The sequence below is a fragment of the Cytobacillus sp. BC1816 genome, assembly GCF_051353635.1.
In the GTDB taxonomy this organism is placed as follows: domain Bacteria; phylum Bacillota; class Bacilli; order Bacillales; family Cytobacillaceae; genus Cytobacillus; species Cytobacillus oceanisediminis_C.
The window spans coordinates 1,432,696-1,447,085 of record NZ_CP195611.1 but is presented as its reverse complement, the minus strand read 5'-3'; the positions used below and the strand labels follow the sequence as shown (position 1 = coordinate 1,447,085).

The 14,390-nt window shown below is 38.8% G+C and carries 15 protein-coding genes; 5 read left to right on the top strand and 10 right to left on the bottom strand.

The genetic code is table 11. The features are described from left to right. Positions 1 to 10: 10 nt before the first annotated feature. The 4 genes from ACR42H_RS07635 to ACR42H_RS07620 all read right to left on the bottom strand — a co-directional run bounded on the left by ACR42H_RS07635 (position 11) and on the right by ACR42H_RS07620 (position 2,916). A complete protein-coding gene (locus ACR42H_RS07635) occupies positions 11 to 895 on the bottom strand; it encodes an RluA family pseudouridine synthase (RefSeq protein ID WP_436375372.1) in 885 nt (294 codons plus the stop codon). Positions 896 to 972: 77 nt separating this feature from the next. Further along, positions 973 to 1,767 (bottom strand): NAD kinase, encoded by a 795-nt coding sequence (locus ACR42H_RS07630; RefSeq protein ID WP_009331194.1) that lies wholly within the window; start codon positions 1,765 to 1,767, stop codon positions 973 to 975. A 25-nt stretch (positions 1,768 to 1,792) separates the two neighbouring features. Beyond that, entirely contained in the window at positions 1,793 to 2,431 is a 639-nt protein-coding gene (locus tag ACR42H_RS07625) for a GTP pyrophosphokinase (protein WP_113883322.1), read from the bottom strand. Between the two features lie 119 nt (positions 2,432 to 2,550). Beyond that, positions 2,551 to 2,916, bottom strand: coding sequence for a hypothetical protein (locus tag ACR42H_RS07620; protein WP_113883323.1), 366 nt, complete (start codon positions 2,914 to 2,916; stop codon positions 2,551 to 2,553). Between the two features lie 225 nt (positions 2,917 to 3,141). Between ACR42H_RS07620 and ACR42H_RS07615 the strand changes: the two genes are divergently transcribed. The 4 genes from ACR42H_RS07615 (at position 3,142) to ACR42H_RS07600 (ending at position 6,140) form a co-directional block, all read left to right on the top strand. After that, the gene (locus tag ACR42H_RS07615; protein ID WP_436375368.1) at positions 3,142 to 3,732 is read left to right on the top strand and encodes a CYTH domain-containing protein; all 591 of its coding nucleotides are present in this window, start codon (positions 3,142 to 3,144) and stop codon (positions 3,730 to 3,732) included. A 32-nt stretch (positions 3,733 to 3,764) separates the two neighbouring features. Then, entirely contained in the window at positions 3,765 to 4,406 is a 642-nt protein-coding gene (locus ACR42H_RS07610; protein WP_436375366.1) for a lytic transglycosylase domain-containing protein, read from the top strand. Positions 4,407 to 4,863: 457 nt separating this feature from the next. Continuing rightward, positions 4,864 to 5,268, top strand: coding sequence for a globin (locus tag ACR42H_RS07605; protein WP_436375364.1), 405 nt, complete (start codon positions 4,864 to 4,866; stop codon positions 5,266 to 5,268). Next, the gene (locus tag ACR42H_RS07600; RefSeq protein ID WP_436375362.1) at positions 5,265 to 6,140 is read left to right on the top strand and encodes a ClpXP adapter SpxH family protein; all 876 of its coding nucleotides are present in this window, start codon (positions 5,265 to 5,267) and stop codon (positions 6,138 to 6,140) included. Before ACR42H_RS07605 ends, ACR42H_RS07600 begins: the two co-directional genes overlap by 4 nt. A 534-nt stretch (positions 6,141 to 6,674) precedes the next feature. Here the strand turns inward: ACR42H_RS07600 and pepF are convergent. The 5 genes from pepF to ACR42H_RS07575 form a co-directional block, all read right to left on the bottom strand. Further along, positions 6,675 to 8,492: an oligoendopeptidase F gene (pepF, locus tag ACR42H_RS07595; protein ID WP_436375360.1), complete on the bottom strand. Its 1,818-nt coding sequence runs from the start codon at positions 8,490 to 8,492 to the stop codon at positions 6,675 to 6,677. Between the two features lie 117 nt (positions 8,493 to 8,609). After that, on the bottom strand, positions 8,610 to 9,800 hold the full coding sequence (locus ACR42H_RS07590) for a competence protein CoiA (protein WP_436376872.1): 1,191 nt from the start codon (positions 9,798 to 9,800) through the stop codon (positions 8,610 to 8,612). 190 nt (positions 9,801 to 9,990) lie between these two features. Then, entirely contained in the window at positions 9,991 to 10,653 is a 663-nt protein-coding gene (gene mecA / locus ACR42H_RS07585) for an adaptor protein MecA (protein WP_009331203.1), read from the bottom strand. A 415-nt stretch (positions 10,654 to 11,068) separates the two neighbouring features. Further along, positions 11,069 to 11,464 (bottom strand): transcriptional regulator SpxA, encoded by a 396-nt coding sequence (gene spxA, locus ACR42H_RS07580; protein ID WP_009331204.1) that lies wholly within the window; start codon positions 11,462 to 11,464, stop codon positions 11,069 to 11,071. A 474-nt stretch (positions 11,465 to 11,938) separates the two neighbouring features. Next, the gene (locus ACR42H_RS07575) at positions 11,939 to 12,514 is read right to left on the bottom strand and encodes a GNAT family N-acetyltransferase (RefSeq protein ID WP_113883330.1); all 576 of its coding nucleotides are present in this window, start codon (positions 12,512 to 12,514) and stop codon (positions 11,939 to 11,941) included. Positions 12,515 to 12,761: 247 nt separating this feature from the next. Between ACR42H_RS07575 and ACR42H_RS07570 the strand changes: the two genes are divergently transcribed. Continuing rightward, a complete protein-coding gene (locus ACR42H_RS07570) occupies positions 12,762 to 12,950 on the top strand; it encodes a hypothetical protein (protein ID WP_113883331.1) in 189 nt (62 codons plus the stop codon). Between the two features lie 115 nt (positions 12,951 to 13,065). Here ACR42H_RS07570 and ACR42H_RS07565 read toward each other — a convergent pair whose 3' ends face one another. Continuing rightward, complete coding sequence (locus tag ACR42H_RS07565) at positions 13,066 to 14,271, bottom strand: putative glycoside hydrolase (RefSeq protein WP_436375357.1); 1,206 nt, start codon at positions 14,269 to 14,271, stop codon at positions 13,066 to 13,068. Between the last annotated feature and the right edge of the window lie 119 nt (positions 14,272 to 14,390).

Here is a 14,390-nt window from a genome sequence, read left to right as displayed (position 1 = left end):
ATGCCGGCTTTTATAATAGACAATTCATATCTTCTGGAAACAGCTGTTTAAACATAAGAGTTCTGTGCAGAAAGGGATGATAAAAGGAAAGGCTGCAGCAGTGCAGTGCCTGCCTCCTGATAAATTGCCTTGTGCCTCCATACAATTCATCACCTGCAAGAGGATAACCAAGCCATGCCAAATGGACTCTGATCTGGTGAGTTCTGCCAGTTTCAAGCTTTAATTTTACATGTGTAAATTCCTTGTGCCGGCTGATTACCTGATAATGAGTACATGCATATTGGCCTGCCTCACTAACTTTCCGCTCAATAATACTGTCTTCTTTTCTCCCAATCGGCTGTTCTATAGTACCGGCATCCCGGCTGATTGTCCCTTCTGCAAAGGCTTCATACGTCCGCTGGATTTTACGGCATCGCTGCTGCTGGCTAAACAAATGATGCACATGCCTGTGTTTCGCTATTAAAACCAGGCCAGAAGTATCTCGATCGAGTCGAGTCACAATATGCGCAGCAGACTCTAAGCCTATTCGCTGATAATACCCAATCAGACGATTAGCCAAACTTCCCGAAGGATGTTCTCTGGAAGGAATGGTACTCACACCTGCAGGTTTATTTACTACAAGAAGATAATCATCTTCATAAAGAATATCAAGGGGCAAGTCTTCCCCCTTCATGCCTTTACTGGGAACTTCTTCAGGGAATCCAACCCGAAGAATATCTCCCTCCTTTAGCTCGTAGCGGACATTGACTTCCTGATTGTTCACTTTAATGAAGCCCCCAGCAAATTTTATGTCAGTGAGTGCAGTTTTAGAAATATCATTTTCTTTTAAAAATCCCCTGATTAACGAGCCCGCCTGCAGGGCAGTAATTTTCCATTGTAATTCAAAACGCGCCATGAGCTATAGGCTCCTGTTCTGTAAGAAGTAACGGGCTTATTAAAATAAGCGATTCTAAATACTGAATAGTTCCTTTTTCAATCAGCGACAAATGAATCGTGAACCCTTTTCCAGAATGGGAATGGCCTGAACCTGGCAAAACGGATTTTCTCATCTGCCACTCTGAATTGTATTGATTTTACATCCTTATGAAGAAGAGTCAAATGATCAATGGTAATTTGAAAATCCGGCTCATTCACAGGCTTCAGCATGCATGTATGGTGTGCCGGCAGTACGAGCGGAGAGCCCACTGTACGGAAAACCTTGTTATTAATGGAAGCCATTTCAGCAAGCTGGATGGCAGGCAAGGAAGGGTGCAGGATGGCACCGCCCAGCGCCTTATTATAAGCTGTACTTCCAGATGGAGTAGAAACACAAAGACCATCTCCCCGGAACCGTTCAAAATGCTGGCCGCGTATCTCCACATCCATTACTAAAGTGCCTTCCACCGCTTTGACAGTTGATTCATTCAATGCAAGATAGCGGGTTTCTTTGCCGCCATGCTGGTAGCGGATAATCACTTCCAGGAGCGGATATTCAATCACCTGATACGGGGTTTTAGCAATTGCAATGACAAGCTTTTCGATTTCCTCCGGCACCCAATCTGCATAAAACCCAAGATGGCCTGTATGTATACCAACAAACGCGGTCTTGTCCAGACGGCTGCTGTATCGGTGAAAGGCATAAAGCAAGGTGCCATCCCCGCCTACCGATATGACTATATCAGGCTCTTCTTCATCATATGTAAGCTCGAAGTCCAATAAATAGGTTCTCATTTTGTGCATGAGTGTATTAGATTTTGAATCTCCTTTTGAGGTAATGGCAAATTTCATCTTATCCAAGCTCCTCTTTTATACGTTAGTTTTCTCCCTTTTGCTGCTTTTCCTTTTTCCTTGTAAAGAATGCCTGGGCATCCTGAATCTCACCGCGAATGAGTGACATTTCTTCATCAAGCCTGAAAGCAGCCTCTGCCGCTCTCTGGAGCCTCATCTGGATATCTTCAGGGAATTGGCCCTTATATTTATAATTTAACGAATGTTCAACCGTGGCCCAGAAATTCATGGCAAGCGTTCTGATTTGAATCTCTGCGAGGATTTTCTTCTCTCCTTTTATTGTCTGAACAGGATAGCGGATCACGACATGGTAAGAGCGGTAACCGCTTGCTTTTTTATGAGATATGTAATCTCTTTCTTCAACAATTTCAAAGTCATTTCTTTGTCTTAATAGTTCAACCACTCTCTTAATATCATCTACAAATTGGCACATCATTCTAACACCGGCAATATCCTGCATTTCAGATTCCAATTTGTCGAGAGGAATGCCTTTTTGGTTTGCCTTATCAAGAATGCTTGCAATAGGCTTTACCCTACCAGTAACAAATTCAATCGGAGAATGGGTAGAATCCATTTCAAATTGGCTTCTCATGCCTTTTAGCTTTATTTTTAATTCTTCGATCGCCTGCTTATATGGCGCCAAAAATAAATCCCAATGCTTCACCTGCAACACCACCAAATATCCGAAGTTAGAAAACGCAAGCGCCTCGACCACCCCCGACTTCGAGAGGGGGTAACACAGCCTATCTCTTTATCCAAGTTTTTCGTTATTCAAACATTTAATTAAAATAAGTTCTCTACTTTTTCTACCATTTCATTTCCATAATTGCTGTTCCCGCGGATATTTTCTACTAAATCTCCTAATTCCTCATGAAAGCCTGCCAGTTCAATGCGAACATGATTACGATCAGAAGCAAAAACACGCATTTGGCCATCCAGTGCCTTTTTTAGTTCCGGCCAGACTGTTTCAGGAAGCGAAATATATGTATAGTCATCATTTTGTTCTGCTATGTAAATAAATGATAGGTTGTCGGAATCAGCCAATATTTGCTGCATGGCTGTTAAGCCTGAGACTGTTCCAGCATCTATTTCCAAGATTAATTCATTTTCAATCCATTCTGCATTTACAACTGTAAGTTTCTGTTTCATTTTTCTACCTCCATTGTCATTACCTATTCTATCGCAGATTTTATGGACAGTAAAACCCCTGATTCAATTTTCACAGCCACAGTCCTGCACCCCGAAAGTTCAGTTAAACATGAAGCAAACTCCCCTGATGACTTTATCACAAAAATAAAAAAAACTTCAAAGATTGAAGTCCATCCTGATTAAGGAGATAATACAGGAAATTACTTATAGCTGAGGTGTAGTGGCTTGTCTAACAAAAATATTGAAATTGAATTTAAAAATATGGTCACCAGAGAGGAATTTTCCTCATTAATAGATTTTTTGAACATAAGGAGCGAGGATTTTTCCGAACAGGAGAATCATTACTTTGATACACCGGATTTTTTATTGAAGGCTAAAGGAAGCGCCTTAAGGATTAGGCAGAAAAATGGCTCATTTGAATTGACTCTTAAACAGCCCCACCCTGAAGGACTATTGGAGACCAATGAAAATCTTACTGAGTCCGAAGCTGCAGAGATGATCCAGACTGGGAAAATTCCCACTGAACTGATAATAAGATCCCTAAAGGAGCTGGGCATAAAGACAGATAAACTTCAGTACTTTGGTACTCTCGCAACAAAACGTGCAGAGAAGGAATACATGAAAGGAGTGGCTGTTCTTGATCACAGCCGATATTTAAATAAGGAAGATTTTGAGTTAGAATATGAAGTGGATAATAGGAATGAAGGTGAATTGATTTTTCATAATTTGCTCAAACAGCTTAACATTCCTGTCAGGAAGACCGAAAATAAAATTAAGAGGTTTTATAGCGAAAAATACAGACAGCAAAAGGATTAATAGAAGTACACCTTTTGCCAAGGAGCAATACAATGAACGTAAATCAGTTGAAGATATTGATGGAGCTGCAGGCACTGCAAGGTTTTAATAATTCTAAGCAAACGAATACTTCAAACCCTCTGTTTCAAGAGCTGTTGGCCGGGTTAGTTACGGAAAATTCCGGTTCATCACATCAAGTAAAAGGAGGACTGGGGGCAGTTGCGTCTCTGGAACCTTATTTTAGTGTTTTACAAACAGATACCCTTAAAGCTGCAGCTCTTCCGCCCCTTAAACTAACCAAATTTGCCGAAACTTCAAATAGTGATTTTGATGATCTGATTCAAAAAGCTTCAGATCTGTTTAATGTACCTGTTAACCTGATCAAGTCAGTCATTAAACAGGAATCAAATTTTAATCCGAATGCAGTCAGCCATGCAGGGGCTTCCGGGCTTATGCAGCTTATGCCCGATACAGCCAAGGGGCTTGGCGTTGAAAATATCTTCGACCCTGCCGAGAACATTTTTGCCGGAGTCAAATATTTACGGCAAATGATGGACAGGTATGCGGATAATGTAGAACTTGCACTGGCTGCCTATAATGCCGGACCTGGAAATGTAGATAAATACGGAGGAGTCCCCCCTTTTAGAGAAACACTGAATTACATAAAGAAAGTGACCTCTTCCTTTATGGCTTAAGGCTAATTTCAGCCGCCCGAATTTACCGGGCGGCTTTTTCATATCCTTTTCGGCGAATGTTTCGGATTGACGGCATGTGCTTAATCCATACTATAAGAAAAGCGCAAGCGCCTTGCCCACGAAGGAGCGCAGACTAAGAACGGCACGTCCTCCCAAAAGCTGCCGTTTTCGGTCGTGCGATGTATCGCTGCCGCAGTTTTCTTGTCCTGTGGCAACGTTTGCATGACCCCCATCCTTGGTGCCTTACCTCGAGGTGGGGCTGCACTAGACAGTTATCTGCTTCAGAATTTTTACATTTTCTTTTAAAAAAGAATCGAAGAGCGGGCAAAAGGGCTGAGTAAGCTATTTGTTTGAGATATAAATCCCTCATTGATAGAATATAAAGAGATCACATCTCTCAATATTAAATAGGAAGATTTTTTTACAAACGAATTAACTCATAAAAGGAGTTTTAAATATGGCCGAGAAAATGCACACTCCCTTCGACGCTATTGGTGAGGAAAAGCTTCACCAGCTAATTGACGCTTTCTACCGGCGCGTAGGACAACATCCTGATCTCGTTCCTATTTTTCCAGATGACCTGACAGAGACAGCCAGAAGACAAAAGCAGTTTATGACCCAGTATTTAGGGGGACCCCCTTTATATACTTCAGAACATGGACATCCGATGCTTCGTGCTCGGCACATGCCTTTTCCCATAACGGAAACGCGGGCAAAGGCCTGGCTTTCATGCATGAATGAAGCAATGGACGAAATTAGGCTTGATGGGCCCTTGAGGGAAGACTTTTTTGCAAGGCTTGTGCTCACTGCGCAGCATATGATCAATACACCTGAAAACGGCGTGAAAGGTGAAAGCTCGTGAATAAGCCAGAATCCAATGCAAACAAGCTTACATCTCCACATTGCCACGGCAGTGAAAAAAAACCAATAGAAGTCTATATGTTTGTTGATCCCCTTTGTCCAGAATGCTGGGCTTTGGAGCCAATTTTAAAAAAGCTCCTGATTGAATATGGCCGCTATTTTTCCATAAAGCATGTATTAAGCGGCAGGCTGGCAACGTTAAATATGGGGAAAAGGCAAAACTACGAGAACATTGCTGAATTGTGGGAGAAAACAGCAAGCCGCTCTGGAATGTCCTGTGACGGGAACGTCTGGTTCGAAAATCCGATTTCTTCACCCCACCTGGCTTCGGTTGCAATTAAAGCCGCGGAATTGCAGGGGAGAAAAGCCGGCATCAGATTTTTACGCAAGCTTCAGGAGGTCTTATTTCTTGAAAAGCAGAATGTGTCTAATTTTGAAGTTTTAAAGGATTGTGCTAAGGAAGTCGGTCTGGATGTCGTAGAATTTGTTTCTGATATTCATTCAGATAGTGCAGCAAAGGCTTTCCAATGTGATTTAAAAATCACTTCTGAAATGGATGTTCAAGAAATACCCACTCTTGTCTTTTTTAATGAAAATATAGAAGATGAAGGCATCAAAGTCACCGGTTATTATCCCTATGAAATTTATGAACAGATTTTGGAGGAAATGCTTCCTGCTAAACCTGAACGTGCTCCTTTGCCGCCACTGGAATATTTCTTAAAATACTTTAAGCTAGTGGCCAGCAAGGAAATCTCTGTTGTATATAATATGTCAGACAGCGAAGTGAACAGGGAAATGAAAAAGCTTCAGCTAAAACAAATAGCTGAATATGTACCTGCAAAATACGGTAATTTCTGGAGATATTTAGGGTAATGTAAAGCTGTGCAAAATGCACAGCTTTATTTTTTTCAATGAAAAAACCATGCATTTCATACGCACGGCTTTTTCGGGTTTTATACAAACAAAGGGGATGGGAGAAATTTTTCACGTCCAAACAAAAGGGGTAAATGTTTGCATGTGATCAACTTCACATTTGTATTATATAATGAGGTAACAAACAACGACAATAAGTTTGTGCCTCATTTCACAATATTGTCAAAATCAAGTCATGACTGTCTGGACAACCGCATAAAATAATAGGGATGAAACCTTGCCAAGGAGGAGAATGCAATATGAAAAAACTGCCTGTATTATTGATAGTGATGCTCATCTTGCTCTCCTTTATTTTAAATATTTTCGGATTGATGAAACTTATCCCTATTTTCATCACTTCACCTATTTTATTTATTTCTCTCCTGATCCTATTTTTATATTTGAATGACCGAAGGAGATTTAAGGGATTTTGAACAATACATAAAAGGTGCCAGACAAACTCCTGGCACCTTTTATGAACTGCTTGCGGCTTTTCTAGGAAAGCAAGCTTTCCATTTCATTAAGCTTTTCCTCAAATACTTTGCAGGCATCTTCAATCGGCTTGCTGCTCGTCATATCAACACCGGCTTTCTTTAGCACCTCAATTGGATAATCTGAGCTGCCGGATTTCAGGAATTCAATGTATCTGTCAACTGCAGGCTGGCCTTCCTGAAGAATTTGCTTGCTTAATGCAGTTGCGGCACTGAAGCCAGTTGCATATTGATAAACATAATAATTATAGTAGAAATGCGGGATTCTGGACCATTCCAGGCCGATTTCTTCATCAATAACAATGTCTTCTTCCCCAAAATATTTCTTATTAAGCTCATAATATTCTTTAGTCAATGAATCTGCAGTCAAAGCTTCATTGTTTTGTGCCTTTTGATGGATGAGATGTTCAAACTCTGCAAACATTGTCTGGCGGAAAACAGTTCCCCTAAAGCCTTCAAGATAATGATTAAGCAGATACAAACGCTTTTTATCATCATCTATTGTTTTGAGCAGATAATCATTTAAGAGGGCTTCATTACTTGTGGATGCAACCTCTGCGACAAAAATTGAATAATTTCCATATGGATATGGCTGATATTTTCTTGTGTAATAGCTGTGAACAGAATGCCCAAATTCGTGAGCAAGGGTAAATAGATTGTTTACATTATCCTGCCAGTTCATCAGTATATATGGATTCGTGCCATATGTTCCCGATGAATAGGCACCGCTTCTTTTGCCCTTATTCTCATGAACATCTACCCAGCGATTTTCAAAACCCTCTTTTAGAATAGTTAAGTAGTCCCCGCCAAGCGGCTTCAGCCCTTTTAAGATTAGATCTTTTGCTTCTTTGTATGGGATTTCCATTTTTACTTCCTTCACCAAAGGTGTATAAAGATCATACATATGAAGCTCCTTGACACCGAGAACCTTTTTGCGGAGTTTGACATATCGATGAAGCAAATGCAGGTTATCGTTAATGGTGTTTACTAAATTTTCATAAACACTTTCAGGAATATTGTTCGCAGCAAGAGCAGCATGGCGCGCAGATTCATAATTCCGGATCTTTGCATTGAAATTATCCTTTTTAACATTTCCGCTTAGAGTGCTTGCGAAAGTATTGCGGAACTTCCCATAAGTCTCATATACCGCTTTGAAAGCATCATGGCGGACACTCTGCTCATCACTTTCGAGAAAACGGATGAATCTTCCATGAGTAATTTCGACCTCTTCGCCATTTTCATCTTTAATGGACGGAAATTCCAAATCAGCATTATTCAGCATGCCAAATGTATTGCTTGAAGCCCCAAGCACCTCAGAAGCCTGGGCAAGGAGGGATTCCTGCTCAGCAGACAATACATGAGGCCTTTGGAGATTAATTTCCTCAAGGGAATGTTTATATAATTGCAGCTCCGTTTTGTCCTCTAAAAAACCGGCAATCTTCTCTTCATCTTCAGCAAGCAATTCAGGAACAATATACGCGAGTGCACTTGCAGCTTCTGAATATAAATTTTTAATTTTGTCATCCAGGCCCTGATAAAATGAGTTTGTTGTATCCTGGTCATAACGCATATGGGCATATGTATAAAGCTTCCCAAGGCGAGAGAGTAAATGATCCTGGAACTGCAGCGCTTCATATAATGTTTCAGCACTTTCTCCAAGCCTGCCTTGATACTTGCCTGCATTTGGGATAAGCTTTTGCACTTCATTATATTCCTTGTCCCAATCCTTATCAGAAGGGAAAATATCCTCCAAACGCCAGGTGTCTTCTGATGAAATCTCATTCCTTGCGGGCAGTTTCTTTACAGTTGTCTCATTAGCCATTCATTCATCCTCCATTCAAAAGTCCCATTACACTATCTTCTCTTTCAAGAAACAAATTCCTTCTTTTCAAGAGCGAATGTGCAAATCTTTGATTATTTTATGTTAAATAGATCATTTTCATTTATTGACCTGCAAAATGCTTTGCGTGATCCCTCTAAAAAAATCCTCATCTCTTTGGAGAAGACAGTAGGAATTATCAGGCTCTCCACATGGCGCAGTTCTTTTATATAGACCGTTTCCTGTCTGCTTAACAATATTTAAGTTAATAAGGATATCCAGATATTCTTTAACTGCCAAGACTTCGGATCCGGTTTGAATTAGTGGAATTGACCTGACCTTAATATCACTATTCTTTACCCTATTGCGAAAGGCTGCAACCATTCGCGCATGAGAAAACGGTCTTTCTTTGCCGATGACATCCATGTACAAGTAAGTCTGCCACTGTATGGGCGGGGTTTCTATAAAAGGAGAATGACGGACAGGAAGGCCGATTTCAGGTGGGAGTAAAGCAGGAGCAATTGAACGGGAGTATAAATCCTGAAGAAAGTTATTTTTATAAGCACTGCTATTTTGAGCCAGGAAATTCTTTATTTTTCGAATTTCATTTTTCCATTCACTTATGTTTAATTCATTTTTAAAATATGGATCAAATAAAAAATCTGGATCAGCATGGAAGATTGTTTTCACATCGTAATGTGCACAGGCATTTCTGACTGTTAGGGGAAGGATTTGGCGGACATTGATAAAGGACTTGGTATTGGGGCAAAATGAAGGGATTACCCATCTGCCTGAAGGGGTTTGCCGAAGAAAAAAGTACTGGAAACCAGATAAAGAAATTTTTGTTTTCCCAATGCGTTTAATATTTTTTCCTGCCAGTATCCACATTGGAACTATGCCTGACTGAAAATATGCTTCTGACCGTTTTTTAAATAACTCTTCTGAGATGATTGAACATTGAAATTCAAGAGCATAATTTACCCCTTCATACTGGACACCTATATCTGGCCGCTGGGTAATGTCCGGATAGTATGGCTCCAGAATTGGATCTAACCCTTTTTTCTTAAGCCATTGAAACAAAAGTAACTTTCCAGAAATATGGTATTCAGACTCCCTTTCATAGCTTTCTGGACATTCAGAACCCTTTTTGTGGCTAAAATGCGGGATTCTCTTATTACCAATCTTCATAATTACTTCCTCTTTGCATTCTGGGCAGAAAAAAGTGTGCTTTTCCCTATACTTTTGTAAATCCGGGAAACTCTGTGAACCAATAAGACTTATTTGAACCCCTTTCTCTGTTTCGGCAACCAACAAATGATCATCTCCTTTCTAAGCTAAATGTTCTTTATTTAATTGCTAAATTCCTTTATAATCCGGAAATTCTTTTTGAGATTTTTTATGCAGCCATCCGCTTATGTTCATAGCTGCAATGAAACAGTTTCTAAACACGAACGCTTAACAAAATAAAGCCGATTTCAAAAATGAAATCGGCTTTGCTTTACTATTTAAAGTGTTTTCTCAGATTTTCAAAAACATCATTTTCTATAATCAATTTACCGTACTCCATTACACGGTGAATAGTTGTGCTCGTTTCGTGCCCGTACTCCAGGAGAATGCTCAGCATGTTATCTATATCATCCTCTTCAAAAAGCTCTTCAGGGAACTCCGCGAATAAATAATACTTCCCTTCAAAGGAATATAACTTTGTAGTAATGGAATCAAGAATTGACCGCTTTGATAAAGAAATAACGTCCTCAAAATCTTTAAAAGATAATAAGAACTCAAGATCGCCTTCATATCCAGGCTCATCTTCATCGGATTTACGGAAATGATGATCCAGCATTTCCTCTATATGCTCATCCACAGGCAAATCTTTCACTTTTTCATCCGGGACAGGAAGTTCAAACTTCTGACCATCCTTTGAAAGCTGGGCCTTTGTTACAAGAACCTCCAGACCCTTATCCAATGCCTGAACCTGAATCCATAAAGGTCCTTCAACTAGAAATTCTTCCTCCTGATGGACTTCATCCATCATTTCCCAAAAGAGTTCCTCACTCCGCTCACGATTGTACCAAATCTCTTCACGGTCAAAGCCTCTTTCTTCTATATCAAGGTAAGAAATATAAAATTTAACTGTATGATCATTAATACGTTCGATTTCCATGCAGCAACTCTCCCTTCTGGCTATGATTGAAGGGACTAAATACCCCCAGCAGTCATGTGTTATCCATTTACCCGTAAATCAATTGGTTAATCCCCGATTTAATTGAAGGTAAACTGTATTTTGTACCTTGTACTTTTATTTTATGACAAATTGAGCATAAAGGGAATTAAAAAGTCGTATGTTTAGAAAAACCGTTAAATGCCTATATTGTCGCAAGGTTTCATTCTTATCTAATCTGTCTGTAACTATATATTCCCTTATTATATCCATTTTCCTTGTTCTTTTTCATATAACAGACAAAAAGACCTTCTTCTGTTAACAGAAAGAAGGCCTCTTAATTTTAAGTATAATTGAATGCGTTTGTACATTAACAATCTGGACTTGAGCTAATGTTCAGTTTTAAATCAAACCGGTGTTAATTAACCATGCGCTGTGCTTCACGCAACTGGTAGGTGCGAACTTTTCTCGGAAGGAAACGTCTTATTTCGTCTTCATTATATCCAACCTGCAAACGTTTTTCATCAAGAATGATCGGACGGCGAAGCAGCCCAGGGTTTTCCTTGATCAGCTCAAATAAGTCTTGGAGAGGCATTGATTCAAGGTTTACATCAAGCTTTTGAAATGTCTTTGATCGAGTAGAAATAATTTCATCGGTTCCATCTTCAGTCATGCGCAGAATTTCTTTAATTTCATCAATAGATAGCGGCTCTGAGAAGATATTTCTTTCTTTATAGGCAATCTCATGTTCTTCTAACCATGATTTAGCTTTCCTGCAAGATGTACAACTTGGTGAAGTGTATAATGTGACCATTTTACAAATTCACACTCCTTAAATTAGACATATATGAAACAATCTGAGATTTAGATTTGTTTAATTAAATATTTCTAGAGACTTCTAGATTAAAATTACTTTAATCAAGGAATTTATATTATTTATTATACACCAAACAATATCTATTTGGTATAACTTTTTATAAATATGATAAAAGTATTAAACATTTATTAAACAAATGGATTAAGAATTAGAATCTACTTAATAAGACGAATGAACAAGCAAAAAGTTTCATTTTTTTATATATTTTTTGCTATAATTTCTTCCATAAAGTTTCTTAAGCTTTTAGCTCAAGGGAATTTTATGTATTAAATTATTTTATTTATACTAAATTACTCTATATTTACCCTAATGAATTTTGATTAAACCTTAAATAGATAATAATATTTTCTCAATTAATAAATGAAAATGAAAACACAGCCATTTACAAAAAAGGCTGTGTTTTCCCAATTCTTAAAGATCCTCCAAAACATCCGTCCCATTTTTATTTTCCTCAAAGGTCAGGACCTCTTCTACAGGCTGATAGGACTTCCCATAGAAATGTGCATCTCTGTATGTGTGGATCATTTCATATGTTTTCTTCATGGCTTCATAAATCATTTCTTCACTTTCATTCTCAGGTGACCAATATAGAATTTCCATTGAATTGATTTCATTGGTGGCAAGAGACCGGCGGCTGTATCCAATTGATTGTGCGTGCTCAAACCCTTCTCTTTTATAGAACCGAAGGCGCTTTTCTGTATCCGTCTCTTCATAATCAACCGGTTCAACTTCCAAAATGATCGGCTTACCTTTGGCCTTCAGCTTTTGAAGTAATTTATGGCCAAGTCCCTGTCCTCTGGATTCCTTCGAAACAAACAGGTAATCAATAAATACAAAGTTATCCAGTTCCACATACATAAGAACATGGTGTGGACCTTCATCTTTATGATAAATGTCTGACCGTTCCTTTAATAAGGTTTCCATGTGTTCTCTGGATTTCATTTCTTCAATTGGAAAATATTGATTCAGTTTTTCATACCAATGCATGGATCTTCTCCTTTTTTTGCTCAAAAACGATAAACCGTCTCTAGAGCATGAATATTTATTCCAGCATGATAAGCTCCCAGCTTTCCTTTCCACTCACTTCTAAGTTTAGCCTTATATACTATTTCCAATCAGATAAAGTATTTGTGGAATTACCCCTTTTAATACTGGAAAGTTTCGAATAAAATAATATTAGGGATGTTTATACATTAATCACAGGAAACTGTGAAAAGAAAGATGGAGGTTTATCATGGTTGGTTACATAACTGATTTAACACTTGTTGCGCTGCTCATAATTGGATTTACTGCCTTATTAGGTGTACTAACTAATGGTATTGGAGAAAAGGTATTTGGCGGTAAAAATAAATCCGAATTCGTGGATCAATCTGCAAGGGTGCAGACTGGATGGAAAAGCGTAGGCGGAAAGAAAAAGCAGTAACCTATGCCTCTATACTATGATACCGTATTCAAGATTGGTGTCAAATGATATGTAACTTAATTAATTGATAAACAAAGCCAGAAGGAGGCCAAAATAATCGGCCTCTTTCTGGCTTTTATGGTGTATAATCCACTTTTGGTGTATACGAATTACCAGCATTCCATAAAAGGAATTCATTAATTCCCTGTTCGTTCAGTGCCTTTATTTGAGCTTCAACCTCGGCCCTTCCATACTTCTTATAATTTCCGGCTCCTAAATAGGAAGCAGTAAAATCCTGAAGCCACGGTCTTGAGACAGGTGGACTATCCAACTCTTGCAACTTCCCATTCTCAAGTTTTGCATATTCAGAAACCAGCTTATAAGGTTCAAGATCAGGTTTGGCAATTCCGAAATAGGAAGTCCAGTGGCTTGGATAAATCATAGAAGAAATTACATCTACATGTTCTGAGATTTTAGAAAAATTCTGACCAATTCCCGGAGCTTCAGGAAGAGTAGCCGTGTAACCAAAAATATCAACCGATACCTTTACTCTATATGGCTCAAGCTGCTTCCTTGCATACTCAACAAAGTCTGTGACCGCGCTTACACGCTTTTGAACATTTTCAATCTTAAGATTTTCATATTCACCCATACTGTATTTCAAAGAGCTGTCGCGGTGTTCAAATCCTTCAGGAAACCGGACATAATCAAATTGAATTTCCTGAAATCCCATTTTTGCAGCTTCAATTGCAATTCCAACATTGTAATCCCAAACTTCTTTTAAAAATGGATTTACAAATGATTCACCTCTGCCATTCTTCCATACTGTATTTCCTTCTCTATAAGACCATTCCGGCTTTTTATTTGCAAGGACCGAATCTTTGAAAACAACTACCCGGGCAATCGGATAAATTTGCTTTTCTTCCATGACTTTCATGACTTTTTTTGTATCCTTTATGTAAGGTTTTCCAATCTCTTTATATGGTGAGCTGTCTTCGGGAATATAAGTAAGATTTCCCCAATCGTCCTTAATATCGATTACCATCGCATTCAAATCGGTACCTTCCATTAATTTTACCAAGTTATTAAACTTTGCGCCGCCTGCAGAATGTCCGGTGACATATATCCCCCTTACAGCATCAGGATATTGAAAATGATAGCCGGAATCAAATTGGAAACGGCTTATTTTTTCTGGAAGTGCCTTTACAAGCGAAACATGTTCCCTTTGTGGGTTTCGGCCTGGTTCCTGGTGTTCCTGTTCTTTTGCCTGCCCCGGCTGGGCAGAAATGAATAGACCTGATACTAACATTAAGGCAGCAGTCAAATGTACTGACTTTTTCAAATGTGTGATGCCTCCTTTATTAAAGTTCTGCTTGCTGTTACCCATTATAAAATATTTCAATGAATTAAGACTATCTATATACTAAATTATCTTTATAAGTATTCTTTAAACCAATAATA